The 25383-nt window shown below is 59.7% G+C and carries 25 protein-coding genes; 7 read left to right on the forward strand and 18 right to left on the reverse strand.

All coding sequences use genetic code 11. The features are described 5' to 3' along the window. Window positions 1-4: 4 nt before the first annotated feature. Entirely contained in the window at window positions 5-262 is a 258-nt protein-coding gene (locus ACY4LX_RS02455; protein ID WP_463259086.1) for a hypothetical protein, read from the reverse strand. Between the two features lie 824 nt (window positions 263-1086). Between ACY4LX_RS02455 and mgrA the strand changes: the two genes are divergently transcribed. Continuing rightward, a complete protein-coding gene (gene mgrA, locus ACY4LX_RS02460; protein WP_133837750.1) occupies window positions 1087-2124 on the forward strand; it encodes an L-glyceraldehyde 3-phosphate reductase in 1038 nt (345 codons plus the stop codon). Between the two features lie 139 nt (window positions 2125-2263). Here mgrA and tauD read toward each other — a convergent pair whose 3' ends face one another. The 7 genes from tauD to ACY4LX_RS02495 all read right to left on the reverse strand — a co-directional run bounded on the left by tauD (window position 2264) and on the right by ACY4LX_RS02495 (window position 10754). Continuing rightward, on the reverse strand, window positions 2264-3106 hold the full coding sequence (tauD, locus tag ACY4LX_RS02465; protein WP_463259087.1) for a taurine dioxygenase: 843 nt from the start codon (window positions 3104-3106) through the stop codon (window positions 2264-2266). Between the two features lie 55 nt (window positions 3107-3161). Next, window positions 3162-3995: a taurine ABC transporter permease TauC gene (gene tauC / locus ACY4LX_RS02470; protein ID WP_169372122.1), complete on the reverse strand. Its 834-nt coding sequence runs from the start codon at window positions 3993-3995 to the stop codon at window positions 3162-3164. Then, on the reverse strand, window positions 3992-4786 hold the full coding sequence (gene tauB / locus ACY4LX_RS02475; RefSeq protein ID WP_149659034.1) for a taurine ABC transporter ATP-binding subunit: 795 nt from the start codon (window positions 4784-4786) through the stop codon (window positions 3992-3994). Before tauB ends, tauC begins: the two co-directional genes overlap by 4 nt. 15 nt (window positions 4787-4801) lie before the next feature. Further along, window positions 4802-5779 (reverse strand): taurine ABC transporter substrate-binding protein, encoded by a 978-nt coding sequence (gene tauA / locus ACY4LX_RS02480; RefSeq protein ID WP_463259088.1) that lies wholly within the window; start codon window positions 5777-5779, stop codon window positions 4802-4804. Between the two features lie 469 nt (window positions 5780-6248). Next, a complete protein-coding gene (gshA, locus tag ACY4LX_RS02485; protein WP_149659036.1) occupies window positions 6249-7832 on the reverse strand; it encodes a glutamate--cysteine ligase in 1584 nt (527 codons plus the stop codon). Between the two features lie 214 nt (window positions 7833-8046). Next, window positions 8047-8430: a PaaI family thioesterase gene (locus ACY4LX_RS02490; RefSeq protein ID WP_140668028.1), complete on the reverse strand. Its 384-nt coding sequence runs from the start codon at window positions 8428-8430 to the stop codon at window positions 8047-8049. Beyond that, window positions 8430-10754, reverse strand: a complete 2325-nt coding sequence (locus ACY4LX_RS02495; protein WP_149659037.1) for a Tex family protein — start codon at window positions 10752-10754, stop codon at window positions 8430-8432. The genes ACY4LX_RS02490 and ACY4LX_RS02495 overlap by 1 nt, the downstream gene beginning before the upstream one ends. 361 nt (window positions 10755-11115) lie before the next feature. On the opposite strand from ACY4LX_RS02495, the gene ompR reads away from it, so the two are divergent. Together ompR and ACY4LX_RS02505 are read left to right on the forward strand one after the other, a co-directional pair. Next, window positions 11116-11856 (forward strand): osmolarity response regulator transcription factor OmpR, encoded by a 741-nt coding sequence (gene ompR, locus ACY4LX_RS02500; protein WP_123402686.1) that lies wholly within the window; start codon window positions 11116-11118, stop codon window positions 11854-11856. A 102-nt stretch (window positions 11857-11958) separates the two neighbouring features. Then, window positions 11959-13272 carry an ATP-binding protein gene (locus ACY4LX_RS02505; RefSeq protein ID WP_133837757.1) on the forward strand — a complete coding sequence of 438 codons (1314 nt, stop codon included), beginning with the start codon at window positions 11959-11961 and terminating at the stop codon, window positions 13270-13272. A 167-nt stretch (window positions 13273-13439) separates the two neighbouring features. Here the strand turns inward: ACY4LX_RS02505 and rimK are convergent, their stop codons facing one another. Genes rimK through rimA form a run of 3 tightly spaced genes read right to left on the reverse strand, consistent with a single transcriptional unit; the run spans window position 13440 to window position 15617 of the window. Further along, window positions 13440-14345, reverse strand: a complete 906-nt coding sequence (gene rimK, locus ACY4LX_RS02510; protein WP_054047778.1) for a 30S ribosomal protein S6--L-glutamate ligase — start codon at window positions 14343-14345, stop codon at window positions 13440-13442. Next, a complete protein-coding gene (gene rimB / locus ACY4LX_RS02515) occupies window positions 14342-14821 on the reverse strand; it encodes a retropepsin-like aspartic endopeptidase RimB (protein WP_054047776.1) in 480 nt (159 codons plus the stop codon). Before rimB ends, rimK begins: the two co-directional genes overlap by 4 nt. Before the next feature lie 16 nt (window positions 14822-14837). After that, on the reverse strand, window positions 14838-15617 hold the full coding sequence (rimA, locus tag ACY4LX_RS02520; protein WP_348132830.1) for a S6 modification regulatory phosphodiesterase RimA: 780 nt from the start codon (window positions 15615-15617) through the stop codon (window positions 14838-14840). Window positions 15618-15733: 116 nt separating this feature from the next. On the opposite strand from rimA, the gene ACY4LX_RS02525 reads away from it, so the two are divergent. Next, complete coding sequence (locus ACY4LX_RS02525) at window positions 15734-16141, forward strand: RNA-binding S4 domain-containing protein (RefSeq protein ID WP_149659039.1); 408 nt, start codon at window positions 15734-15736, stop codon at window positions 16139-16141. Between the two features lie 114 nt (window positions 16142-16255). On the opposite strand, the gene ACY4LX_RS02530 is transcribed toward ACY4LX_RS02525, so the two are convergent. After that, window positions 16256-17065 (reverse strand): phosphatase PAP2 family protein, encoded by an 810-nt coding sequence (locus ACY4LX_RS02530; protein ID WP_348132834.1) that lies wholly within the window; start codon window positions 17063-17065, stop codon window positions 16256-16258. Between the two features lie 102 nt (window positions 17066-17167). On the opposite strand from ACY4LX_RS02530, the gene hslO reads away from it, so the two are divergent. Then, entirely contained in the window at window positions 17168-18070 is a 903-nt protein-coding gene (hslO, locus tag ACY4LX_RS02535; protein WP_123515852.1) for an Hsp33 family molecular chaperone HslO, read from the forward strand. Window positions 18071-18252: 182 nt separating this feature from the next. Further along, window positions 18253-19794 carry a phosphoenolpyruvate carboxykinase gene (locus ACY4LX_RS02540; protein WP_149659042.1) on the forward strand — a complete coding sequence of 514 codons (1542 nt, stop codon included), beginning with the start codon at window positions 18253-18255 and terminating at the stop codon, window positions 19792-19794. 76 nt (window positions 19795-19870) lie between these two features. On the opposite strand, the gene ACY4LX_RS02545 is transcribed toward ACY4LX_RS02540, so the two are convergent. The 5 genes from ACY4LX_RS02545 to ACY4LX_RS02565 form a co-directional block, all read right to left on the reverse strand. Next, window positions 19871-21142 (reverse strand): type II toxin-antitoxin system HipA family toxin, encoded by a 1272-nt coding sequence (locus tag ACY4LX_RS02545; RefSeq protein ID WP_463259089.1) that lies wholly within the window; start codon window positions 21140-21142, stop codon window positions 19871-19873. A gap of 2 nt (window positions 21143-21144) precedes the next feature. Continuing rightward, window positions 21145-21633 carry a helix-turn-helix domain-containing protein gene (locus ACY4LX_RS02550; protein ID WP_463259090.1) on the reverse strand — a complete coding sequence of 163 codons (489 nt, stop codon included), beginning with the start codon at window positions 21631-21633 and terminating at the stop codon, window positions 21145-21147. 194 nt (window positions 21634-21827) lie between these two features. Beyond that, entirely contained in the window at window positions 21828-22181 is a 354-nt protein-coding gene (locus ACY4LX_RS02555) for a DUF1493 family protein (protein WP_463259091.1), read from the reverse strand. Window positions 22182-22379: 198 nt separating this feature from the next. Further along, window positions 22380-22679, reverse strand: a complete 300-nt coding sequence (locus ACY4LX_RS02560) for a hypothetical protein (protein ID WP_149659045.1) — start codon at window positions 22677-22679, stop codon at window positions 22380-22382. Window positions 22680-23192: 513 nt separating this feature from the next. Continuing rightward, window positions 23193-23474 carry a hypothetical protein gene (locus ACY4LX_RS02565; RefSeq protein WP_149659046.1) on the reverse strand — a complete coding sequence of 94 codons (282 nt, stop codon included), beginning with the start codon at window positions 23472-23474 and terminating at the stop codon, window positions 23193-23195. Window positions 23475-23771: 297 nt separating this feature from the next. Here ACY4LX_RS02565 and ACY4LX_RS02570 point away from each other — a divergent pair, with 297 nt between their 5' ends. Further along, window positions 23772-24275 (forward strand): polysaccharide deacetylase, encoded by a 504-nt coding sequence (locus ACY4LX_RS02570; protein WP_463259092.1) that lies wholly within the window; start codon window positions 23772-23774, stop codon window positions 24273-24275. 10 nt (window positions 24276-24285) lie between these two features. Here the strand turns inward: ACY4LX_RS02570 and ACY4LX_RS02575 are convergent, their stop codons facing one another. After that, window positions 24286-25338, reverse strand: coding sequence for a S8 family peptidase (locus ACY4LX_RS02575; RefSeq protein ID WP_463259093.1), 1053 nt, complete (start codon window positions 25336-25338; stop codon window positions 24286-24288). Window positions 25339-25383: the final 45 nt, after the last annotated feature.

A 25383-nucleotide genomic window follows, 5' to 3' on the forward strand; every position in this document is an offset into this window, starting at 1 on the left:
ACGGCTAGGCTTTGTTCAACACCATGAACAACACCAGCGCCGCCACCGGCACACTGAACACCACCGTGCCGACCACCAGCTCCGAGCTCACGGGCTGGTTGGCCGTGACCACGCCCACCGCGCCGTTGATCACCGTCAGTGCCAGCCACAGGACGACGAAGCTGTAAGTCAGTGTCTGGCGGCTGAAGCCGACTCGCTCGCCGATGTAGAGCATCAGTGCGAGCAGGACCAGGCCGAAGAAGATGATGATGGTGGTGTGCATATGTGCTCCGCCTGTCGATAGGTGTTGCCTGTCCGACCGCCATCGCGAGCGAGCTCGCTCCCACAATTGATCCTTGTTGTTCACCAGTTTAGTGGTCGCTGGAGATCCAGTGTGGGCGTAGTGCATGTCGATCCGGGATGTGTCTTTCGCTCGGGTGTTCCCGCGTCCGGACTCTCCATCCCCCTTCGCATCGTCGCCAGCCGGGCGGTCTCCCGTGTGAGCGAGTAGTCCCCAAGGTCGAGCGCTGCGCCCGGAGCGATTTCCAGTCCATGACGCGCTCAGACCACGCTGAACCCTTGACTTTGCAGGCTGTATCGAGCGTCCTGAACGGGCGCTTTGGGCCTGGGTGTCATTGCTGTACCCCCTATAAAAATGCATGCCATGTAGTACGAAATATTGCCTCGCCACGTCGGTTTAAGAGTGGCGCTCGGCCCGTGATCTGACCGTTTTGTATCGAAGTTGTCGAGGTCTCGTTGTGCAGGTAGCGCTAAGGTTCGCGGTACATACTGCTTCTCGGGAAAGTACACATTTGGGCGGCGGCGGTGGGCACCACCGACTCGGAGGGTCGTTGAATGTGGCGCTCATCCAAAGGGTAGTCGGTGATCGTTCGGGCCGCACGCGTGCAAGCCGAGAGCCGCGTGTGGAAGAAGTGTGAAACGTTTCAGCAAATAGTCGCAGCCAGGGTTGGCGGCGCATTACTTGGGCGTATGCTGGTCAACTTCGACGTATCGAAGTCACTGAACATTAGAAGACGGGCCTCTCCCGCAAGCGAGTTGGCCCGGGTGGAAATCGACACCATTTCAAAACAGACAAGAGAGGATTCGATGACTTACACCGCTGCCGAAAACCGCTATGAGTCCATCCCTTACCGCCGCGTAGGTCGCAGCGGGCTGGTGCTGCCGGCACTGTCCCTGGGGCTGTGGCACAACTTCGGCGACAGTACGCCGATCGACACCCAGCGCTCGTTGCTGCGCACGGCGTTCGACCTGGGCATCAACCACTTCGACCTGGCCAACAACTATGGCCCGCCGTATGGCAGCGCCGAAATCAACTTCGGTCGCTTGCTGCGCGAAGACTTCAAGCAGTACCGCGACGAACTGATCATCTCCAGCAAGGCCGGTTGGGACATGTGGCCAGGCCCGTACGGCCAGGGCGGCGGTTCGCGCAAATACGTGCTGGCCAGCCTCGACCAGAGCTTGCAACGCCTGGGCCTGGACTACGTGGACATCTTCTATTCCCACCGCTTCGACCCGGACACCCCACTGGAAGAAACCGCCAGCGCATTGGCCACTGCCGTGCAGCAGGGCAAGGCGTTGTACATCGGCATCTCGTCCTACTCCGGGGTGAAAACCCGCGAAATGGCCGCGCTGCTGCAAGAGTGGAAAGTGCCACTGTTGATTCACCAACCGGCCTACAACCTGCTCAATCGCTGGGTGGAAAAAGATCTGCTGGATGTCACCGATGAACTCGGCGCTGGCGTGATTGCGTTCACCCCGTTGGCTCAGGGTTTGTTGACCGACAAATACCTCAACGGCATTCCGAAGGATGCGCGGGTCAACCGTCCGGGCGGTGGTTCGTTGCAGTCGGCGCACCTGTCTGAAGCCAACATCGCCCACGTGCGCGGGCTCAATGAGATTGCCAAGCGGCGTGGCCAGAGCCTGGCGCAACTGGCCTTGGCCTGGACCCTGCGTGACCCGCGCGTGACCTCGGCCCTGATCGGCGCGAGCCGGCCGGAGCAGATTATCGAGAACGTCGGGGCGTTGAAGAATCTGAGCTTTAGCGCGCAAGAGTTGGCGGAGATTGATCGGTTTGCCCAGGAGGGCGGGATCAATCTTTGGGAGAAGCCTTCTACCGCTGAGTAACTGAGTACTGATCGTTCCCACGCTCCGCGTACTGATCGTTCCCTCGCGCAGCAAAGGAATGCATCCCGTGACGCTCCGCGTCACAGCGGACGCGGAGCGTCCATGGCTGCATTACCACGCAGAGCGTGGGAACGATCGGTTACCTGAAAAACGGCACATCCCCCAACACCGTCGCCCGCTGCATCACCCGCCGCGCCGGGCGGTAATCATCCACCGCGTAATGCTGAGTCACGCGGTTATCCCAGAACGCCACGTCGTCCTTCTGCCAGCGCCAGCGAATGGTGAAATCCGGCCGTGTGGCGTGGGCGAAGAGAAACTTCAGGATCACCTCGCTCTCGGTCTCCGACAGCTCATTGATCTTCGACGTAAACCCTTCATTGACGAACAGCGACCGGCGCCTGCTCACCGGGTGTGTACGAATCACCGGGTGCGACAGCGGCGGGTTCTTGCGTCGGGCTTCCTCCCACTGCGCTAATGCTTCCGGCGTGTTGCCGTAGCGCTCCAGCGGGAATGAACGGGTGAAGTCGTGAGTCGCGGTCAGCCCTTCGAGCAAGGTTTTCATCGGCGCCGACAACGCTTCATACGCCGCAATCCCGCTGGCCCATAACGTGTCGCCACCAAACTCCGGCAGTAACTTGGCACTGAGTACCGCGCCCATCGCCGGGGTCGGCAGGAAAGTGACGTCGGTGTGCCAGATCGCGTTGTCGCGCACGTCGGTAACGGCGGTGTCGAGGATCAGCACTTCCGGCTGTTCCGGCACGTTCGGGTAGATCGGGTGAATGTGCAGGTCGCCAAAATTTGCGGCGAACCGTGCCTGTTGTTGCGGCTCGATCGGTTGGTCGCGGAAGAACAGCACCTGATGCTTGAGCAGCGCCTGTTCGATGGCGTCACGCTGTGGCGGGGTCAGCGGCTGACTGATGTCGATGCCGCTGATCTGCGCGCCGAGGGCCGAGCTTAAAGGGACGATGGTCAGGTGGCTCATGGTGGTTCTCTTCAATCCGGGGCGCCGAGTTGTCGGCGTAGTCAGTGACAAATCTTCAGTGCGCCTGGCCGTGCCACGGCACCAATTTGCGTTGCAGGGCGCGCAGGCCCATTTCCATGGCGAAGGCAATCAGCGCGATCACCAGAATCCCCAGCACCACCACATCGGTGACCAGGAATTGCGCCGCCGACTGCACCATAAAGCCCAAACCGCTGGTGGCGGCGATCAATTCGGCGGCGACCAGCGTCGACCAACCCACGCCCAGACCGATGCGCACGCCGGTCAAGATGTCCGGCAGCGCGCTCGGCAGAATCACATGCCGAATCAACTGCGCCCGGGTCGCGCCCAAGGACTGCGCGGCGCGCAACTTGGCCGGATCAACCGTGCGCACGCCGGTGGCGGTGGCGATGGCAATCGGGGCGAAGATCGCCAGGTAGATCAGCAAGACTTTCGACAGCTCACCGATGCCGCACCAGATCACGATCAGCGGCAGGTAGGCCAGCGGTGGAATCGGGCGGTAGAACTCGATCAGCGGATCGAGAATGCCGCGAGCGATGCGGTTGTGGCCGATGGCAATCCCCACCGGCACGGCGGTGAGCACCGCGAAGCCGAGGCCCAGGCCGATGCGGCTCAGGCTCGCGCCCAAGTGCTGCCACAAGGTCGAATCCATGTAGCCGGTGGTCGCCAGCAGCCAGCCTTTTTGCAGCACGGCGGACGGCGGTGGCAGGAACAGCGGCTCGATCATGCCGGTGGCGGTGACGGCCCACCAGATGAACACCAAAGCGAACAACGTCAGCACGCTGATCCAGCGCGTGCTCACACTGCGCCGCACCGGAATCACCGTCGAACCGGGTTTCACCGTCACGGCCGGAATTTCATAGCTGCTCATGCGCGCTCCTGCCGCGTGGCGGCGCTGCGTTGGGAGAACACTTTGGCGAGCACGTGTTCGCGGGTTTCGATAAAGCGCGGGTCGGATTTGATCGCCCGTGCCGACTCACCGGCGGCGTAACGCTGGCCGAAGTCCAGGCTCAGGCGCTCGACGATTTGCCCGGGGTTGGGCGCCAGCAGAATCAGGTCAGTGGCGAGGAACACCGCTTCTTCGATGTCGTGGGTGATCAGGAACACCGGTTTGGCGGTGCGCTGCCAGACTTGCAGCAACAGTTCCTGCATCTGTTCGCGGGTGAAGGCATCGAGGGCGCCGAAAGGCTCGTCCATCAGCAACACGCGCGGGTCGGCAGCAAGGGCGCGGGCGAGGCCGACACGTTGCTTCTGGCCGCCCGAGAGCTGCCAGATGCGCCGGTTTTCGAAACCGGACAGGTCCACCAGTGCGAGCATTTCCCTGGCGCGGATCTCGCGTTTTTCTTTCGACACACCGGCCAGTTCCAGACCGAAACCCACATTGGCCAGCACGTCCTGCCAAGGCAGCAACGCATCGTCCTGGAACACCACGCCGCGTTCAGCACTCGGGCCTTTGACCGGCACGCCATCGAGGGTGATGCGTCCGGCGCTGGGTTCGACGAAACCGGCGATCAGGTTCAACAGCGAAGTCTTGCCACTGCCGGACGGGCCGAGGGCCACCAGCAATTGCTGGGGCCCCAGGCTCAAGGAAATATCCGTCAGTACCGGTTCCGGACTGCCGGGGTACTGTGCGCTGATGCGCTCCAGCTGTAGCAAAGCCATCGCGGTTAACTCCGATCAGTTGGTGATGTATTTCGCGCTGACATACGGGGCGTAGTCCGGCAGCACGGCCTCGACCTTGCCTTGTTCTTTCAGGAACGCGGCGGTGTCGGTGATGGCCTTGGTGGTCGGTGCGCCGAGGGTGATCACTTGATCAGCCGCCAGTGGGTAGACGTTGCCTTGCAGCAGCAATGGAATGTCAGCCGCTTTGGCCCCGGACAGCTTCACCAGTTTGTCGACGTTGCTTTGGTTGGCGAGCCAGGCATTCGGATCCTTGCGGTAGTCGGCGTAGGCGTCGAGGGTCACTTTGGCGAATGCGGTGACGATTTCCGGGTGCTTCTCGGCGAAGTCTTTACGCACGATCCAGGCATCGAAAGTCGGCGCGCCGAACTTGGCCAGTTCGCCGGAGGTGATCAGCACTTTGCCGTTTTCCTTGGCGACGCCCAGAGCCGGGTCCCAAACGTAAGTGGCGTCGATATCACCGCGTTTCCACGCAGCCACGATGGCCGGCGGCGCGAGGTTGAGGATGGTGACTTTCGACGGGTCGATGTTCCAGTGCTTGAGCGCGGCCAGCAGGCTGTAGTGGCCGGTGGAAACGAATGGCACGGCGATTTTCTTGCCGATCAGGTCTTGCGGGGTCTTGATCCCGGAACCGTCGCGAGCGACCAGGGCTTCAGCGGCGCCGATCTGGGTGGCAATGAGGAAGGTTTCCACCGGGACTTTGCGAGTGATCGCAGCGGTCAGGGGGCTGGAACCGAGGTAGCCGATCTGCACGTCGCCGGAAGCGATGGCGGCGATGATGTCGGCACCGTTGTCGAATTTGCGCCAGTCGATCTTGGCGTTGGTGGCTTTTTCATAAGCGCCGTCGGCCTGGGCGACTTTGGCCGGGTCGACGGTGGTCTGGTAGGCGACGGTGACGTCAGCCGCCTGGGCAAAGAAACTCGCCGCAGCCAAAGACGCGGCCGCCAGGAGGCGAAGAGGGAAATTCATTTTCATTGAGAGAAGCTCCTATCAGGCGACCGAGGATCGGCGTGAAAGGAGACTAAATGATATAAGAATCCGAAAATAAATAACTTTTTCGAATTAGCTTATGAGCGGAAAATTCTAAGCACGTCACCAGATCGTTCCCACGCTCTGCGTGAAAATGCAGCCCGTGACGCTCCGCGTCACTGGACGCAGAGCGTCCCTTGAGGCATTCCCACGCGGAGCATGGGAACGATCAAGATCGCCGCCTGCGGCAGTGCCTACAAAAGTAGCCTGTGGATCCACATTTGCTTTTGTGCAGGCAAAAAAAATCGCAACCCTGGCAGCGTCCCGTAGCTTATGAGCGGAAAATTCTAAGCACGTCACCAGATCGTTCCCACGCTCTGCGTGGGAATGCAGCCCGTGACGCTCCGCGTCACTGGACGCGGAGCGTCCCTTGAGGCATTCCCACGCGGAGCATGGGAACGATCAAGATCGCCGCTTAGTTACTGATCGCCAGAATACTCGCCTGATACGACCCGACAAACACATCGAAATCGCCGACTTCGTTCTGTTCCAGTTCCGTCTGATCAGCCAGCGACTTGCGCGCCAGCTCCTCAAACTTCGCCTGCTCTTCAACGCTCAGCGGTTCACTGCGAAAGTACTCCGCATGAACCCGGCTCTGACGCAGGGAGAACTGGGCAAAGCTTTCCTTATGCTCGGCCATCGCCGCCAGCACCATGGCCGAAGGCGTCCGGGACGGGTCCTTGATCTTCTCCAATTGCACGTCCAGCGCCTTGCTGTGCGCCTCGCCGCCATGGCTTTGATCAAGCAACGCGGCCAGCGGGGCAATCTGCTCCAGCAACTCGGTGGCCCATTCCTTCATGTCCACCGGTTGGCCGTCACGCTGCAATTGCAGGCCCGGGCGGCGACCTTCCTTGACCACGCTGAGGAAGTTGGTCGTGGCATTGGTGCAGGTGGTGTTGGCCAGCAACGGGCTTTCATTCAACGCGCAGTACAGCAGGAACGCATCGAGGAAGCGCGACTCGGTCAGGTCGATGCCCATCGGCAGGAACGGGTTGATGTCCAGGCAACGTACTTCGACGTACTGAATGCCACGGGCCACCAGCGCCTGGATCGGCCGCTCGCCGGTGTAGGTCACGCGTTTGGGGCGGATGTTGGAGTAGTACTCGTTTTCGATCTGCAGGATGTTGGTGTTGAGCTGAATCCACTCACCGTCCTTGTGCGTGCCGACTTCAACGTACGGGGCGTAAGGCGTGGCCACCGCTTTGCGCAGGCTGTCGGTGTAGCTCGCCAGGTCGTTGTAGCACGGCGTCAGGCCGGCCTGGGCATTGCTTTGATAACCGAGGTCGCTCATGCGCAGGCTGGTGGCGTATGGCAGGTACAAGGTGTCCGGGTCCAGTTGCTCCAGTTGATGGGAGCGGCCGCGCAGGAAACCGGCATCCAGCGCCGGCGAGGCACCGAACAGATACATCAGCAGCCAGCTGTAGCGACGGAAGTTGCGAATCAGCGCGATGTAGGCCGACGACTGATAGTCGCGGTCGGTGCCGACAAAGCCTTCAGCCTCTTTGAGCAGCGGCCAGAGCTGTTCCGGCAAGGAGAAGTTGTAGTGAATCCCGGCAATGCACTGCATGGTCTTGCCATAACGCAGGGCCAAACCCTTGCGGTAGACGTACTTGAGTTGACCGATGTTGGACGTGCCGTAATAGGCGATCGGGATATCTTCCTCGGCCGGCAACGGGCACGGCATCGATGGACTCCACAGGTACTCGTTGCCGAGCTTGCTGTAGGCAAAACGGTGAATGCTGTCCAGGCTCGCCAACGTGTCTGCCGGGTCGGGCAGGGCGGGCGTGATGAACTCCAGCAACGATTCGGAATAATCGGTGGTGATTTTTTCGTTGGTCAGCGCGGAACCCAATTCTTCCGGGTGCGGCGTTTGCGCCAGTCGACCTTCATCGGTCACGCGCAGGCATTCACGTTCGATGCCGTGAAGGCACTGTTCGAGCAGAGAGAGGTTAGCGCGCTCGCCGAGCAGAGCCAGGCGGCGGTTGAGAAGTTCGCTCAAGTTGGATTCCTTCACGCGTCAGTCGCCCCAATATGGGGGTGGGCAAGACGGTCTACAAGGGTGAAGTTAAAACTGGCGTTTTCGCCTGGTTCTTGAGCCATATCGGCCCGTACTGAAATGCCAACTTCACTCCCTGAATCTGGCTGTCGCGCACGCGGAAAAGTTCGACGCCGCAGTCGTAGCGCCGAAATTAACTCAAATCGAGGGTGGGGAGCTATAGGACAGCGAACGTGCCTTGCGCTTTTGCGACCAATTTGTCGCCTTGCATCACGTCGGCTTCGACCACCAATGTGCGGCGGCCCGGATGGATGACCCGCGCCGTGCACATCACTTCACCGTCAGACACGGCGCGAATGTAGTTGATCTTGCATTCGATGGTCGCGCTCTGCTGGTCAAAGCCGTGGGTGCTGGAACAGGCCAGCCCCATGGCAATGTCCACCAGACTGAACAACGCCCCGCCGTGCAGCTTGCCGCCGCGATTGCGCAGTTCTGGCGCCAGCCCCAGGGCGACTTGCGCCACCCCGGTTTCCAGACTGTGCAAACGACATCCCAGCAACTTGAAAAAAGCGCTTTCGGTCAGCCCGGCAGGGATGTCCATCAGCGTTTCTTCAACTGCTTGGCATTGGCGAACAGCGAAGCCATGGCGTTGTTGGCCGGGGCCGGCGCCGTGGTTTCCTTGCGCGGTGCAGTGTTCTGGGATTGGCGCGAAGACGAGCCCGGGCGTGCGCCACGGGCGCCGTCGATTTTCTCGCCCGGCGTGTCGCTCATGCGCATCGACAGGCCGACGCGTTTGCGCGGGATATCGACTTCCATGACCTTCACCTTGACCACATCACCGGCCTTCACCGCTTCGCGCGGATCCTTGATGAACTTCTCCGAAAGCGCGGAGATGTGCACCAAACCGTCCTGATGCACGCCGATGTCGACGAACGCGCCGAAGTTGGTCACGTTGGTCACCACGCCTTCGAGGATCATCCCCAGTTGCAGGTCCTTGAGGTCTTCGACGCCTTCCTGGAACTCGGCGGTCTTGAACTCGGGACGCGGATCGCGACCGGGTTTTTCCAGTTCTTGCAGGATGTCGGTGACCGTTGGCAGACCGAATGTTTCATCGGTGTACTTCTTCGGATCGAGGCGCTTGAGGAAGCTCGCGTCGCCGATCAGCGAGCGGATATCTCGGTCGGTTTCAGCGGCAATGCGCTGCACCAGCGGATAGGCTTCCGGGTGAACGGCGGACGAATCCAGCGGGTTGTCGCCATTCATGACGCGTAGGAAACCGGCAGCCTGTTCGAAGGTTTTTTCGCCCAGACGCGCGACTTTCTTCAGCGCCGCACGGGTTTTGAACGCGCCGTGCTCGTCGCGGTGGCTGACGATGTTCTGTGCCAGTGTCGCATTGAGGCCGGAGATGCGGGCCAGCAGCGCCACGGAAGCGGTGTTCACGTCCACGCCCACGGCGTTTACGCAGTCTTCGACCACCGCGTCCAGGCCGCGCGCCAGTTTCAGCTGCGACACGTCGTGCTGGTACTGGCCGACACCGATGGATTTCGGGTCGATCTTCACCAACTCCGCCAGCGGATCCTGCAAGCGCCGAGCAATCGACACCGCGCCACGGATCGACACGTCGAGGTCCGGGAATTCCTTGGACGCCAGTTCCGACGCCGAGTAAACCGATGCACCGGCCTCGGACACCATGACTTTGGTCATCTTCATCGCTGGGTATTTTTTGATCAGCTCAGCAGCCAGTTTGTCGGTTTCACGGCTGGCGGTGCCGTTGCCGATGGCGATCAGGTCCACGGAGTGCTTGGCGCACAGGGCGGCGAGGATCGCGATGGTCTGGTCCCACTTGTTGTGCGGCACGTGTGGGTAAACCGTGGCGTGATCCAGCAGCTTGCCAGTGGAATCGACCACGGCCACTTTGCAACCGGTGCGCAGGCCCGGGTCGAGGCCCAGGGTGGCGCGCGGGCCGGCCGGGGCCGACAGCAGCAAGTCGTGCAGGTTGTGCGCGAACACGTTGATCGCTTCGGTCTCGGCGCCGTCGCGCAGTTCGCCCAGCAGATCGGTTTCCAAATGCGTGTAGAGCTTCACTTTCCAGGTCCAGCGCACCACTTCGCCCAGCCATTTGTCGGCGGCGCGGTTCTGGTTCTGGATGCCGAATTGCTGGCCGATCATGCCTTCACACGGGTGCATGGTGCCCGGCAACTCGTCGCCGACTTTCAGCGCCGAACTCAGGATGCCTTCGTTGCGGCCACGGAAAATCGCCAGCGCGCGGTGCGACGGCATGCTTTTGAGCGGTTCATCGTGTTCGAAATAGTCGCGGAACTTGGCGCCTTCCTCTTCCTTGCCGGCGATCACGCGGGCACTGAGGGTGGCTTCCTGCTTGAGGTAGCTGCGCAGCTTGTCCAGCAGGCCGGCGTCTTCGGCGAAGCGTTCCATGAGGATGTATTTGGCGCCTTCGAGGGCGGCCTTCACATCGGCCACGCCTTTTTCGGCGTCGACGAAGCGCGCGGCTTCGGCGTCTGGCGTCAGGCTCGGGTCGTTGAACAGGCCGTCAGCCAGCTCGCCGAGGCCGGCTTCCAGGGCGATCTGGCCCTTGGTGCGGCGCTTCTGCTTGTACGGCAGGTACAAGTCTTCGAGGCGGGTCTTGGTGTCGGCGAGTTTGATGTCGCGTTCCAATTGTGGGGTCAGCTTGCCCTGTTCCTGGATGCTGGCCAGGATGCTGATGCGCCGTTCGTCGAGTTCTCGCAGGTAGCGCAGGCGCTCTTCCAGATGCCGCAACTGGATGTCATCGAGGCTGCCGGTCACTTCTTTCCGGTAGCGGGCGATGAAGGGAACGGTAGAGCCCTCATCGAGTAGCGCGACGGCCGCTTCGACCTGTTGTGGGCGTACACCGAGTTCCTCGGCGATGCGGCTGTTGATGCTGTCCATAAAACCACCTGACAAATTGTGAAAGCAGGCTCGCAGGCGCAGGGATAAAGGCCCGGCGAGTCTGGTTGAGCGGCCTGGCCTGCGCCGCTGCCTGGGTCAAAAGGCATTCCGTTGACCCGTGAAATCGAACAATTACTGCGCAAGCCGTGAAAATAAAAAGCGGCCACCCACAGTGACGATCAGACGTTGCCTGACACAAAACGCCGCGCATTATAACCAGCGTTCTGTCATTCGGGGGCATTGCACCCTGTAGGCAGAAATACCGGTTTTCTGGCGATGAAGGAAAAATCTGCTAACAATGCACACGGTGCGTATAACGGCAGCTACGCCATAATGCGCGCCGAGCTAAAAGGAGCATCTAATGAGCAGCACTGCAAACAATGCTGAAGGCGAAAAAATTCTGATTGTTGATGACGATCCAGGGCTGAGCAGCCTGCTGGAACGCTTTTTCGTCAGCAAGGGCTACCGCGCCCGCGCCGTACCGAACACCGAACAGATGGACCGCCTGCTGGCGCGTGAAGTGTTCAACCTGGTCGTCCTCGACTTGATGTTGCCCGGCGAAGACGGTTTGACCGCCTGCCGCCGCCTGCGTGGCGCGAACAACCTGATCCCGATCATCATGCTCACCGCCAAGGGTGATGAGCTGAGCCGCATCAAGGGCCTGGAACTGGGCGCCGACGATTACCTGGCCAAGCCGTTCAACCCGGACGAGCTGATGGCCCGGGTCAAAGCGGTCCTGCGTCGTCAGGCCGCGCCAGTGCCGGGTGCGCCGGGCAGCGAAGACGAAAGCGTGACCTTCGGTGACTACGAACTGTCCCTGGCCACCCGCGAACTCAAGCGCGGTGACGAAGTACACATGCTCACCACCGGTGAGTTCGCGGTACTCAAGGCCTTGGTCATGAACGCCCGTCAGCCGCTGACCCGCGACAAGCTGATGAACCTGGCCCGTGGCCGCGAATGGGATGCCCTGGAGCGTTCCATCGACGTGCAGATCTCCCGTCTGCGCCGGATGATCGAGCCCGATCCGTCCAAACCGCGCTACATCCAGACAGTCTGGGGCGTGGGTTACGTGTTCGTTCCGGACGGCGCCGCCACCAAGTGATCGGCGATTTGTAGGAGCGGGTTTGCGGACGAAGTTGTCCGCAGACTCGCGATCCGCAATATGCGAGCATCGCTCGCTCCTGCAAGTGTGTAGCGGTTATCCATGAAAACCCCCGTTTGGTTCCCCCAGAGTTTCTTCTCCCGCACCCTGTGGCTGGTGCTGATTGTCGTCCTGTTCTCCAAAGCGCTGACCCTGGTTTATCTATTGATGAACGAAGACGTGCTGGTGGACCGCCAATACAGCCACGGCGTCGCCCTGACGCTGCGCGCCTATTGGGCCGCCGATGAAGAAAACCGTACGAAAATTGCAGATGCCGCGACCCTGATCCGGGTCGTGGGCGCCGGTGTGCCGGAAGGCGAACAACACTGGCCGTACAGCGAGATTTATCAGCGACAAATGCAGGCGGAGCTGGGTGCCGACACCGAGGTTCGATTACGCATGCACTCCCCGCCGGCGCTGTGGGTCCGGGCGCCGAGCCTGGGCGATGGCTGGCTGAAAGTGCCGTTGTACCCGCATCCGTTGCGTGGCCAGAAAATCTGGAACGTGCTCGGCTGGTTCCTCGCCATCGGCTTGCTGTCCACCGCTTCGGCGTGGATCTTCGTCAGCCAGCTCAATCAACCCTTGAAACGCCTGGTCTATGCCGCACGGCAACTCGGCCAGGGCCGCAGCGTGCGCCTGCCGATCAGCGACACGCCGAGCGAGATGGCCGAGGTTTACCGCGCTTTCAACCAGATGGCCGAAGACGTCGAGCAGGCCGGCCGCGAGCGCGAGTTGATGCTGGCCGGGGTGTCCCACGACCTGCGCACGCCGCTGACCCGTTTGCGCCTGTCCCTGGAATTGATGGGCGACCACAGTGATCTCAGCGATGACATGGTGCGCGACATCGAAGACATGGACGCGATTCTCGATCAGTTCCTGGCGTTCATTCGCGACGGTCGTGACGAGTCGGTGGAAGAGGTGGACCTGACGGATCTGGTGCGGGAAGTGGCTGCGCCGTACAACCAGAACGAACAGAAAGTTCAGTTGCGCCTGGAGCCGATACAGCCGTTTCCGCTGCGTCGAGTCTCGATGAAGCGCTTGCTGAACAACCTGATCGGCAACGCCTTGAACCATGCGGGCAGCAGTGTTGAAGTCGCGGCCTATGTGTCCGGCGACATCAGTGCGCCGTATGTGGTGCTGAGCGTCATGGACCGTGGCGCGGGGATTGATCCGTCGGAGCTGGAGGCGATCTTCAACCCGTTTACCCGCGGTGATCGGGCGCGGGGCGGGAAGGGCACCGGCCTGGGCCTGGCGATTGTGAAGCGGATTGCTTCGATGCATGGCGGGAATGTTGAGCTGCGTAACCGTTCGGGTGGTGGACTTGAGGCGCGGGTGCGGTTGCCGCTGGGGTTGATGCTGCCGCGGGATGCGGTCTAACCATCACACAAAGCCTCTGTGGCGAGGGAGCTTGCTCCCGCTGGAGGCCGTAGGACTCCCGATCCCGGCAACCGCGTTCTTTCAGCTAGAACACGGTTGTGTGGTTTTACGACTGCTGCGCAGCCGAGCGGGAGCAAGCTCCCTCGCCACAGGGGACCGAGTTGGGTTTAGCCTTTGCCTTTGGTGCGCGTCATATTCGGCCCACCATTCTTCTCAAGGTGCTCGATGATGATCCCCGCCACATTCTTACCGGTGGTGGTCTCAATCCCTTCCAGCCCCGGCGACGAGTTCACTTCCATCACCAGCGGCCCGTGATTGGAACGCAGGATATCCACACCGGCCACCGCCAAACCCATCACCTTCGCGGCACGCAACGCGGTCATGCGTTCTTCCGGCGTGATCTTGATCAGGCTCGCACTGCCGCCGCGATGCAGGTTGGAGCGGAACTCCCCTGGCTTGGCCTGACGCTTCATCGCCGCGATTACCTTGTCGCCGACCACGAAGCAGCGAATGTCCGCGCCACCGGCTTCCTTGATGTACTCCTGAACCATGATGTTCTGCTTCAGGCCCATGAACGCCTCGATCACCGACTCTGCCGCGGTGGCCGTTTCACACAGCACCACACCGATGCCCTGGGTGCCTTCCAGCACTTTGATCACCAGCGGCGCGCCGTTGACCATGTCGATCAGGTCGGGAATGTCGTCCGGCGAGTGGGCAAACCCGGTGACTGGCAAACCGATGCCCCGGCGCGACAGCAATTGCAGCGAGCGCAATTTGTCCCGGGAACGGGCGATGGCCACCGACTCGTTGAGCGGGAACACGCCCATCATTTCGAACTGGCGCAACACCGCGCAGCCATAAAACGTCACCGACGCACCGATCCGCGGGATCACCGCATCGAAACCCTCCAGCGGCTTGCCGCGGTAGTGGATCTGCGGTTTGTGGCTGGCAATGTTCATGTAGGCGCGCAGGGTGTCGATCACCACCATTTCATGGCCACGCTCGATACCGGCTTCGACCAGACGACGGGTGGAATACAGACGCGGGTTTCGCGACAGCACAGCGATCTTCATGCAACACCTGTGGAAGAGGTAGATACCGGGAACACCGGCTTGTCTTGTACGTATTTGATCCCCGGATTGACCACCAGCTGGCCGTCGATCAGGGCTTTGGAACCGAGTAACAGGCGATAACGCATGGACTTGCGGCAAGCGAGGGTGAACTCGACCCGCCAGACCCGATCACCGAGGGCCAGGGTGGTGCTGACCACGTAGCGCATCTGCGCGTGGCCGTTGGAGCTCTTGATGGTTTTCATCGTCACCAGCGGCGCCTCGCAGCGGCGGTGGCGCAGTTGCACCACCGTGCCCAGGTGCGCGGTGAAGCGCACCCATTCCTGCCCGTCCCGCTCGAAGGTCTCGATGTCGGTGGCGTGCAGGCTGGAGGTGCTGGCGCCGGTGTCGATTTTTGCCCGAAGGCCCGCGACTCCCAAATCCGGGAGCGCCACCCACTCGCGCAGACCGACAACGGTCAAATGGTCAAATGTCTTCAATAGGAAAAACCGGCGATTAACGCATCCACGCCTCAGGGGGTACCTGGGGCAATGCCTTGAATGCAGGTTTGGCGAACCAGAAGCCCTGCATCAGAAATATTCCACAGTCCGCCAGGAAATCCCGTTCACCGGCGCTCTCAATGCCTTCGGCAATGACTGTAACGTTCAACTCCGCACACATTGTGACAACCCCCCGAACGATAGCCTGACGAACACGGTCGCGATCGACATCGCGGATCAGCGCCATGTCGAGTTTGATCAGGTCCGGTTGGAAATCAGCCAGCAGATTGAGCCCCGAATAACCGGCACCGAAATCGTCGATGGCGGTCTTGAAGCCGAATTCGCGGTATTCACGCAGAATATTGGTCAAATGGCGATAGTTATCTACGTGTTGGCTTTCCAGGGTTTCGAAAATCAGTCGGTCGATCGGAAAATTGTGTTCCTTCGCCGCCGCCAGGGTGCTGCGAATGCATAGTTCTGGACGATAGACCGCGTTGGGCATGAAGTTGATCGACAAGTGTGTCTGCATATTAAGATTTGCCGCACCTTCGATGGCGCGGGTCCGGCAGCGCTGGTCGAAACGGTAGCGGTTCTCTTCTGTAACCTGATCTAACACGGACAGCGCGCCTTCACCGGCCAGGCCACGGACGAGGGCTTCGTGGGCGAACACCGATTGGTCCCGCAGGTCGACGATGGGTTGGAAGGCAAAGGCAAAATCGAAGCCCAGCGGCTCGCTTTGCTGGCAGCCCTTGCAAGCGTTTTGGGGCGAAGTTAATGAAGACGGAAATATAGTCACTCGATCACTCCATGCCGGAGATCCGGCCGAGACCAGATTCTAGCTGGCAGACCCGGTTCTTGCGCCCGACAGAATCAGTAGTACAGTTCCGACTATTGGCAGAAAGAGGAATTCGTATGGCACAAAAACAGGAAGAGGACGACAAGGTCCGTCTCGACAAATGGTTGTGGGCCGCGCGTTTTTACAAAACACGTGCCTTGGCCAAGTCGGCCATCGAGAGTGGCAAGGTGCACTGCCGGGGAGATCGCTGCAAACCGGGCAAGGAGCCGCGCATCGGTGATGAGTTTCAGATTCGCATCGGGTTTGAGGAAAAAACCATTGTGGTCCAGGCGCTGTCGATCGTGCGCCGTGGCGCGCCAGAAGCGCAGACGTTGTACGCCGAGACCGAGGCAAGCGTCGCCAAGCGTGAAGCGGCCGCGGCGATGCGCAAGGCCGGGTCGTTGGGCGTGAGCACCGATGGCAAACCGAGCAAGAAACAGCGACGGGACTTGTTCAAGTTTCGCGGGAGCAGTAACGACGAGTAGTCCAAGGATCGTTCCCACGCTCTGCGTGGGAATGCCTCAATGGACGCTCCGCGTCCGCTTTGGGACGCGGAGCGTCCCGGGCTGCATTCCCACGCAGAGCGTGGGAACGATCAATTACCGAACTGAAACGCTACGCACCACACTCATCCGCGAAACCACCGGCAATTTCCCCAGCAGCCCGAACACCGGCGCCGTCACCTTCAGGAAAAACCCCGAAACGTGATACGCAAAGGGCGTGTAGTAACCCCAGCCCAACGCCCAGACCGCCAGCAGCACGCCGCCGATGTAATCGTCCTGGCCCCAATGCGCGCCCGCCACCAGTCGCGGCATCATGAACAGCAACGCCAGGCCCCAGATCGTCAGCGTCTGCCCGGTTCCACGGCTGAACACCGTCATGAACAGCGCCCAGATCAACAGAACAGACGCATGGTCACCGGGAAAGCTCTGGCTCGAACGGTCCTTCAATTCCCACGTCTTCTCAAGCCCGGGGAAGTAATCGCTCATCTGAATCGCGCCGTTGATCATCATCGACGGACTGCTGTGCTGCCAGCCCATGTGATCGGCAAGTTTCGAAAACAGCATGCGGATAAACAGCAGCAACAACAGGATCGCCAGGAAGCCGAAAAACGCCCGGCGGACATCGATGGCGTCGAACACCCAATCGCCCTTGATCAGCAGTGTCAGCAAAATCACCCCGACCACCGCGTCGAACGGACGCAGACTTGCAATTGCCCAGATGTGGAGCCATATCGGGTTGCTGGCCAACGGAGCATTGAGCAGGTGAAACAGCCACTCGTCGAAAAACACGCACAACATCTGACCCGTAGGCCATAACCAGAATGCCAGCAGTACCAGAGGCACGAAATTGCACAGCACCAACCGGCGGAGGTTCCACCTTGCTTGGAACAAACCCGGATTGTTCATAAAATGCCTCCAATGGCTGAACATTGCGCACCAAAACGGTGCCGCGAAGCGTAATTGTCACTACTTGTAACTAAATTGTCATCACTTCAGATACCCAGACCTATGACCGATCTACCGGATTCCGACTTCACCCAACGCTTCATCTTCGATGACAGCGACACCCGCGGCGAGCTGGTGGCGTTGGAACGTAGCTATGCCGAAGTGCTGGCCAAACACCCCTACCCAGAGCCGGTTGCGCAACTGCTGGGCGAACTGATGGCCGCCGCCGCGTTGCTGGTGGGCACCCTCAAGTTTGATGGGCTGCTGATCCTGCAGGCGCGTTCCGATGGCCCGATCCCGCTGCTGATGATCGAGTGTTCCAGCGAGCGCGAAATCCGTGGCCTGGCCCGTTACGAAGCCGACCAGATTGCCCCCGACGCGACCCTCGCCGACCTCATGCCCAACGGCGTGTTGGCGCTGACCGTCGACCCGACCCAGGGCCAGCGTTACCAGGGCATCGTCGACCTCGACGGCGAAACCCTGTCCGAGTGCTTCACCAACTACTTCGTCATGTCCCAGCAAGTCGGCACGCGCTTCTGGCTGTACGCCGACGGCCGTCGCGCCCGTGGCCTGTTGCTGCAGCAATTGCCTGCCGACCGTCTGAAAGACGAAGAAGAACGCGCCGCCAGTTGGCAGCACATCACCGCGCTGGGCAGCACCCTGACCGCCGACGAATTGCTGAGCCTGGACAACGAAACCGTGCTCCATCGCCTCTACCACGAAGAGCAGGTGCGCCTGTTCGATGTGCAGAAACTGCGCTTCCGTTGCAGTTGCTCGCGCGAACGTTCTGCCAATGCGCTGGTCAGCTTGGGTCTGGAAGATGCCCAGTCGCTGGTGATCGAACACGGCGGCCACATCGAGATCGATTGCCAGTTTTGCAACCAGCGCTACCTGTTCGATGCCGCGGATATCACTCAATTGTTCGCCGGCGCGGGTGTCGATACGCCGTCAGATACCCGGCACTAAAACGGTTCAGCGCAGGTAAATTCACTGGTTAGCGCCGGAATAACGCCGTTACGACGGGAGGGCCCTACTATTTTTGGGCGTTTCTGGCATAATCCGGCCCACTTTTTGTCGCGGTAGTAGTGCACGACTTTCTACTACAAAACGTTTGGAGCACACTCGGCCACTGGCCGACGGGGAATCTCATGACGCAAGCCAATAACGCCGTGTACACCGATCTGAGTGTTGATGATCTGGTAAAAGAAGCCTTGAATCGCGGTGAAGGCGAGCTTGCCGATACCGGCGCGCTGGTTGTTCGCACCGGTCACCGCACCGGCCGCTCGCCAGTCGATCGTTTCATCGTTGACGAGCCGTCCACTTCGGCTTCCATCGCCTGGGGCCCGATCAACCGCAAGTTCCCGGCCGACAAGTTCGATGCCCTGTGGGCTCGCGTCGAGGCGTTCAACAACGCGCAAGAGCATTTCGTTTCCCACGTGCATGTAGGTGCGTCTGAAGACCACTACCTGGCTGTGAAGATGACCACCCAGACTGCCTGGCAGAACCTGTTCGGTCGTTGCCTGTTCATCAACCCGGAGAAGTACAACCCGGCCGGTCGTGACGAATGGCAAGTGCTCAACGTGGCCAATTTCGAGTGCGTGCCTGAGCGTGACGGCACCAACTCCGACGGTTGCGTGATCCTGAACTTCGCACAGAAAAAAGTGCTGATCGCCGGCATGCGTTACGCCGGTGAAATGAAGAAAGCCATGTTCTCCGTGCAGAACTACCTGCTGCCGGCTTCGGACGTGCTGCCAATGCACTGCGCCGCCAACATCGGCGAAGCAGGCGACGTGACCCTGTTCTTCGGTCTGTCCGGCACCGGCAAAACCACACTGTCCGCCGACGAAAGCCGTTACCTGATCGGTGACGACGAACACGGCTGGGGCGAAGGCGTTGTCTTCAACATCGAAGGCGGCTGCTACGCCAAGTGCATCGACCTCTCCGAGAAGAACGAGCCGGTCATCTGGAAAGCCATCAAGCACGGCGCCGTCCTGGAAAACGTCGTCATCGACGACGCCAAGCACGCTGACTACGCCGATGTCAGCCTGACCCAGAACAGCCGCGCCGCCTACCCGCTGGAGCACGTTGCCAAGCGTTCCGAGAAGAACCTCGGTGGCGAGCCAAACGCTGTGATCTTCCTGACCTGCGACCTGACCGGCGTGCTGCCGCCAGTCTCGATCCTCAGCGAAGAACAAGCGGCCTACCACTTCCTGTCCGGCTACACCGCACTGGTGGGCTCGACCGAAATGGGTTCCGGCAGCGGCATCAAATCCACCTTCTCCACCTGCTTCGGCGCACCGTTCTTCCCGCGTCCGGCCGGCGAATACGCAGAACTGCTGATCAAACGCATCCGCGGCTTCGGCTCCAAGGTCTACCTGGTCAACACCGGTTGGACTGGCGGCGGCTACGGCGTCGGCAAACGCTTCAACATCCCGACCACCCGTGGCGTGATCGCAGCGATCCAGAGCGGTGCGTTGATTGGCGTTGAAACCGAACACCTGGACACCATCAACCTGGACGTGCCGTTGGCTGTTCCTGGTGTTGAGACTGGCCTGTTGAACCCGCGTAATACCTGGGCTGACAAGGCTGCTTACGATGAAGCGGCTAAAGCGTTGGCTGGGTTGTTTGTTGAGAACTTCAAGAAGTTTGAAGTGAGTGATGCGATTAAGGCGGCTGGGCCTAAGTTGTAAGGTTTGGGTTTAGCGAAATGAAAAAGCCGCCCTTTTAGGGCGGCTTTTTTGTGGGCGAAAGAAGAGCAGTAGAGGGTCATTTGGCGGACAGGCGAAACGCTGAAGCCATATTGTCTTGTTCACGCTTCGACAATCCCGCCGCGCTAGCCACTTTTGGCCACTGGCTCACCACGTCTTGGAAACGCTCAATAATTTCTTCTGCATCATCACGACTAACCCGAAAGATTTTGGCCACTTCGCGAGCGAGTTCGAGATCCAAGGCGTTGTCGGCATCGGTAATGTTGAGCTTCAACCCATCGGCATGTGCCACCGGATTCATGTCGTAGGCATTAGACAAGCGCCAGCCACGACCAGGATCAAGAAGAAAGCCATGGTTGCGCATGTGGTCGTCGGTATTGGAGACCAGGATGTTGAATACGATCCGCGACCACAATTCGCGTAGATCTTCGTCGGGCTCTGAGCCGTGCCGCACGAGTACTTCAGCCAGCTCAAGGTAACTGGCGCCTACCGACGCATCGTCACCGTCCACGCGGTCAGTCATGGTCATGGCTGAGGCGAAATGCAGCCTCCCATTCGTTGCGGTGCGGTCGAAGCGTTTGACCATGAAGCAGTGGTGGTCGCTCGCATAGCGTTGCGCCATTCCCCTGGCCACTCGCAGGCCACACTGGTCTGCCAAGGCGTTCACCACGAATTCCCAGCCACCGACGTCGTAGTCGTCACGAGTGCTCGGGAATTTGGCGATCCACAGATGACCGTTCTTGTCGGCTACGCTGGCTTTGGGTCTGGCGCCACCCAGTGAGCCACCGGGTGCGATCAACATTCTCAACCACTCGCGTCCATCGAGTGAGGTGTTGTCGGGGTCGTTTTCCAGTGCGAGGCTTGCCTGCTCCAACGCGCGTAGTTCGGTAAAGGGCGGTGCTGCCAAGTTATCTCGATCGTCCAGGAAACTGCCTTCGTCATTCAACTTGTAGCGGATAGCTCCGACTCGATAGAGGTCATGAACGCCTAGCAGGTAATCGGACTCGTAGAGCTTTGTGCCTTTTGGGACCAAGCCTTCGCGGATGTCTCGTTCCAGTCGGCGCTTCATCAGCAATTGTCCCCAGCGATCCGGGCTTGAGTCGGCAAAAACGCCGAAGCGGGTCTGGTGTTGCCCAGGGAGCTGTCGTCCTTCGAAGAGCCCGATGCGGGGATCCAGCGTCGTGAAGTTCAACTCGGGATCGGCCAAAGCGGCAGGGTCGTATTCGAACTCGAACACGTTGGTGGAGCGAGCCTTTCGGGCATGGAGAAACCCAAGACGCCTTGGTCCGTTCAGGGTTTCCCAATCGGCATACACCGCGATCAGTGTCATTTTCAATCCGTCTCAGGTTTGTTTTTTTTCGTGGTAAACAACTTGGAAAACGAGTGAGTGTTCAATGGGAAGTCGACCTCAATATCCGAATCGGAGATGGGGCTTTGCGACGCTTCCTCCGTCCTGTCGCGAATCGGTGACGACGCCTTTGTGGAGGACATGTTGCGCACTCGTTGGCGTTTACTGGCTGCCGCGTTCGCCTGTGTAGTTAATCGCGCGTCTTGCAGCTGGCGTCCCAACTCATCGGTTGCAGCGAGCTTGTTCAAGTCTTTCTCCAAGCCCAGAACCTGCATCACAGACATGTACGCCCCTATCGTCACGCCTGAACCGCCGGACTCCAGAGAGCGAAGCGTTGTCAGCGACATGCCTGCCCTTTCGGCGACTTGCTTTGCGGTCAGCCTGCGGCGTAATCGAGCGAGTTTCAGGCGTTCGCCAAACTCCGCGAGCAGTCTGGATGCGGATGGCATGAGCGGCGCTGTTTTCTTAGCCATGTGCCATTATTCCTTCATTTTTGGCTCTTAACTGCCAGAATAATAGCACTTATGTTGTGGTTTGCTGGGTGGCGTTCAGAACGCATCAAGGCTTCATTATCAGTACGGCTGCCGTCGTCAGCCGATTCTGATAACTGCCAATATTCCAATTGAATTAACGATAAATAGTCAGAATATTGCCACTTATATATTTGTTAGAGACCTTCTAGAGATTGCGTATCCCACCGTTGCGCCTTGACTGCTTGGTAAAGCATGCCGATGGTCAGCGGGACTTTGTCGCCGCGCCCCTTGGCTCTGCGCTTGAGATGTACATCTAACCCTTCGGGTTGGAAGTAGCGATAGGCGTCGTAGTCGACGAAGTCGATTCCAAACTGTTCTTCCAGTGCTTCCATCAGGTTTTGCGCGTCAGCGCCGTCGCAGCCGAGGTCGAAGTTGATCGAGGTGGCGAGGCTGATGGTTTTGCGTTCGGGCAGGCCGAGTTCTTCGTGCAATAACTGCATGAGCAGGTGCATGGCGTGGTCGTCGGGGAAGTTGGGGGCTAGGTTCATGGTGCGTCTTCCATCAGCGGCATTTTGATGAGGTGGATTAAGCATGATTTTGCGGCGTGTTAGGTGTTGATCAAATTTTGATCGTTCCCACGCTCTGCGTGGGAATGCAGCCCGGGACGCTCTGCGTCCCAAGAGCCGAACGCGGAGCGTCCGTTGAGGCATTCCCACGCGGAGCGTGGGAACGATCTTCGCTGGGTGTCAGGCGGGTGCTTTCCAGCCCATCATGCGTTGTTGGGCGACTTTGAGTAGGTCGCAGCCGTCCTGGCTGAGCAGGTAGAGCGCGTGGGTGATGTGGGGGATGTCTTCGACGTCGCCGTTTTTGAAACAGGTGCAGTGCAGGGTTTTGAGGAGGTCGCTGGAGGCTCGGATTCGCTGGAGGGCGGCTTCGAGGATGTCCTGGGGGTTGGCCTCTGTGTCGATGATCAGGGGCGGGGAGTCGGTGAGGTTGGTTTGGAGTGGAAGGTAGCGATCGTTGGTGAACGGATTCCAGCTATTCATGGTGTGCAATCTCGAAATGTGTCAGAAGTTAGCGCCGTCATCGTGACCAAGCGATGGGAGGCGACTGTGTTCGGGTTGGTCAACCGGTGAGATCGCACGCTTACCCGGCACGCCTAAAGACGTCCCAAACACAGCCGCCATAAAGCGTACTGACACAAAAGTGCCGGCAGCATACAACGGGTGCGTGCGTGAATCTAATACGGGTGACCAAGCCCGAGTCGCTGATTTGGCAGCGACAGTCACAACTATAGAGATGGGCTGCGGGGCTGCGATAGAAGACAAGGAGTCTTCGCTTGTAGGAACGGGACGAAGCTTTGATAGGCCGTTCCTACGGATTCGCCAGTCTTTTAAACACGTCGTGTTTTTCGACCTCGCCCACCGTCTCGGTAAACAGGGTTCTTGTTATCAAATTTAGTCGAGCCGGTACCACAAAAGACTTGATGGATTATAAGAGTCTGCAGACCAGTTTTAGTCGGATAAATAATAAAGCAGTGAGTTATTGCCGGTTTCGTATCAGGGTTTTATTCGTGTTGTTGCAACTTCCAGAAGTTGGTGCCCGTCTTGGGTTAATAAGTAAAGTGCATTAATGATATGTGGAATGTCCTTGATATCCGCTTCATTGAAACTCTGGCAATAAAGCGTTTCGAGCAGGTCGTTGGCGGCGCCGATGCGTTGGCGGGCGGCGTCGAGGATTTCGTGCGGGTCGGCTTCGGTATCGATGACCAGCACCGGGGTGTCGCTGTAGCTGGACTTGAGAGGGCGATAGCGGTCGGTCTGTGATTGGAGCGTGTTCATCAAGGTTCGTCCTGTGCGAAATCACGGCAGGCCGAGACACTGATTCAGCCGCGCCAAAGACTATAAAAGGGCATCACACGGCGCGGCTATAGGACCGCGATGGACAGGATTCGTAGGGGTTTTACCTGTGTTTTAGGACTTGGCCTACGCGTTTGCCGAGGGTTTTTATGGAAAAACCCTTACGGGTTAAATTTCCCACGGGTTTGTCAGGCATTGCGCGGCAAACCTCTGTATGGTGCGCGCCAGAATCTGTAGGACGTTTCCGAACGTCTGACACACGCTTAAAGGGAATTAGGTATGCATTGGCTACGTATGGCCTCGATGGTGTTGTTGTGGGCCGGTGTCTGTCGTGTGGCGGTCGCCACTGACGCGGGTGGTTCGATGGTGCAGGCCAATATGGACCGCACCGGTTGGCCGGACGCCCTGACCACTCAGGCTAAAGTCGATACCGCGTCCCGCGCCGAAGTGCTGATGATTGGCAAGGCGCTGCTGGACAGCGAAGCGCTGGACGAACCCGGTCTGAAACAACGACTGGGCGTGCAGGCGGTGAAACTCAAGTCTGTGCGACAAGTGCGTGACGGCTTGTGGGATCGCTTGCTCACCACTTACCGCAATGCCAGCCAGAACTGCGATGGCGAACTCTTCTGTCCGCGTGTGCGCAGCGTTGCTGATTTGCGTCAGTTGGCAGCGGCGTTCACCGGTGATATCAGCCCGGCTTATGCCGCCTGGGCGAGCAAGAGCCGGGTATTTCATGAGCAGGCGCTGAATGAGCAGCTGCGAGTGGCGGTGTTGATTCCTTAAGCAGCTTGAATCAATTATTCATCCGCTGTGGAGGCTGGCGCGATGCAGCGTCAAGGTCCAGCAGCCCTCTGCCATAGGCTTCACTGTTGGCGTAGATGCCGGTTCGATTGGCGGTCGCCAACAGGTGATCGCGCACTTGCTGGGCGCTGAGCTCGGGATAATGGCTTTGCAGGGCTGCCAGTGCGCCGCTGACCAGTGCAGTGGCAGGCGACGTGCCCGCGGTTTGTACGTATTTGCCGTCCTTGCTGGTCGTCAGCAAGCCATTTTCTTCGCCCGCGTCGCCACCCGGTGCGGCGATGCACCAGTCTGCTGCCACGCCGCAGTAATTGGATTTTGCATTGATGGCGCTGCCGTCATTTTTCAGCGCGACCACCGCCAGCCATCCCTTCTCCAGCTCGGGTGATGCGATGGGCAAACCGGGCTCGGCCAACGGTTCTCTTTTCAGTTCGTTGCCGGTCGGAAACACAAACACCGCGCCTTCCTGCACAAGCTTTTGCGCGGTCGTCATCGATTCGGGCATTACCTGGCGATAGCGCGCCTCATTAATCTCAGTCGCCGGGATGGCATTGGCCCATGAGTTACTGAGGATTCGTGCGCCCTTATCGAAACCTGACTGCCAGGAGCGCGCGATTTCATTGTCGAAAAAAAACGGCTCATTGTCGTCGCCGAATCGGAAGGGGATCAGTTGCGCGTTGTACGCGACGCCGTGCATGCCCTGATCATCCTTGTTGGCCGCGAGAATACCGGCCATTTGAGTGCCGTGACCGATCCGGTCAATGGTGCCGACCTTTTGCTCGACGTAGTCGAATCCCGGGTCACGGACCCGCCCTTGAAACTCCGGCAACAGGCTGTTCAGGCCTGAGTCGATCAGCGCAACGGACACGTCCTGACCGGTGCCGCCGCGTGCGTAGAGGCTTGCGGCATTAATCACTGCCAGGCCTTTCTGGGCCTGATATTCCGGGGTTTCGAACGTGGCGAGGAGCGGTGGATCTTCGGGGAGCTGCATACAACCGGTGAGCAGCAGAGAGGCAAAAGCTATTGGATAAAGTGGTGTGGGCAGCATGGTCGTTCCCTCGTCTGGATCCGCGCGCATCAGGCGTCCTGCCAT

Source organism: Pseudomonas sp. Emmai (assembly GCF_055179735.1).

Excerpts from the sequence above, each read along its gene's own strand:
- ACY4LX_RS02455 (WP_463259086.1), bottom strand. The coding sequence starts at position 262 with ATGCACACCACCATCATCATCTTCTTCGGCCTGGTCCTGCTCGCACTG.
- mgrA (WP_133837750.1), top strand. The coding sequence starts at position 1,087 with ATGACTTACACCGCTGCCGAAAACCGCTATGAGTCCATCCCTTACCGC.
- tauD (WP_463259087.1), bottom strand. The coding sequence starts at position 3,106 with ATGAGCCACCTGACCATCGTCCCTTTAAGCTCGGCCCTCGGCGCGCAG.
- tauC (WP_169372122.1), bottom strand. The coding sequence starts at position 3,995 with ATGAGCAGCTATGAAATTCCGGCCGTGACGGTGAAACCCGGTTCGACG.
- tauB (WP_149659034.1), bottom strand. The coding sequence starts at position 4,786 with ATGGCTTTGCTACAGCTGGAGCGCATCAGCGCACAGTACCCCGGCAGT.
- tauA (WP_463259088.1), bottom strand. The coding sequence starts at position 5,779 with ATGAAAATGAATTTCCCTCTTCGCCTCCTGGCGGCCGCGTCTTTGGCT.
- ACY4LX_RS02490 (WP_140668028.1), bottom strand. The coding sequence starts at position 8,430 with ATGGACATCCCTGCCGGGCTGACCGAAAGCGCTTTTTTCAAGTTGCTG.
- ACY4LX_RS02495 (WP_149659037.1), bottom strand. The coding sequence starts at position 10,754 with ATGGACAGCATCAACAGCCGCATCGCCGAGGAACTCGGTGTACGCCCA.
- ompR (WP_123402686.1), top strand. The coding sequence starts at position 11,116 with ATGAGCAGCACTGCAAACAATGCTGAAGGCGAAAAAATTCTGATTGTT.
- ACY4LX_RS02505 (WP_133837757.1), top strand. The coding sequence starts at position 11,959 with ATGAAAACCCCCGTTTGGTTCCCCCAGAGTTTCTTCTCCCGCACCCTG.
- rimK (WP_054047778.1), bottom strand. The coding sequence starts at position 14,345 with ATGAAGATCGCTGTGCTGTCGCGAAACCCGCGTCTGTATTCCACCCGT.
- ACY4LX_RS02525 (WP_149659039.1), top strand. The coding sequence starts at position 15,734 with ATGGCACAAAAACAGGAAGAGGACGACAAGGTCCGTCTCGACAAATGG.
- ACY4LX_RS02530 (WP_348132834.1), bottom strand. The coding sequence starts at position 17,065 with ATGAACAATCCGGGTTTGTTCCAAGCAAGGTGGAACCTCCGCCGGTTG.
- hslO (WP_123515852.1), top strand. The coding sequence starts at position 17,168 with ATGACCGATCTACCGGATTCCGACTTCACCCAACGCTTCATCTTCGAT.
- ACY4LX_RS02540 (WP_149659042.1), top strand. The coding sequence starts at position 18,253 with ATGACGCAAGCCAATAACGCCGTGTACACCGATCTGAGTGTTGATGAT.
- ACY4LX_RS02545 (WP_463259089.1), bottom strand. The coding sequence starts at position 21,142 with ATGACACTGATCGCGGTGTATGCCGATTGGGAAACCCTGAACGGACCA.
- ACY4LX_RS02550 (WP_463259090.1), bottom strand. The coding sequence starts at position 21,633 with ATGGCTAAGAAAACAGCGCCGCTCATGCCATCCGCATCCAGACTGCTC.
- ACY4LX_RS02555 (WP_463259091.1), bottom strand. The coding sequence starts at position 22,181 with ATGAACCTAGCCCCCAACTTCCCCGACGACCACGCCATGCACCTGCTC.
- ACY4LX_RS02560 (WP_149659045.1), bottom strand. The coding sequence starts at position 22,679 with ATGAATAGCTGGAATCCGTTCACCAACGATCGCTACCTTCCACTCCAA.
- ACY4LX_RS02565 (WP_149659046.1), bottom strand. The coding sequence starts at position 23,474 with ATGAACACGCTCCAATCACAGACCGACCGCTATCGCCCTCTCAAGTCC.
- ACY4LX_RS02570 (WP_463259092.1), top strand. The coding sequence starts at position 23,772 with ATGCATTGGCTACGTATGGCCTCGATGGTGTTGTTGTGGGCCGGTGTC.
- ACY4LX_RS02575 (WP_463259093.1), bottom strand. The coding sequence starts at position 25,338 with ATGCTGCCCACACCACTTTATCCAATAGCTTTTGCCTCTCTGCTGCTC.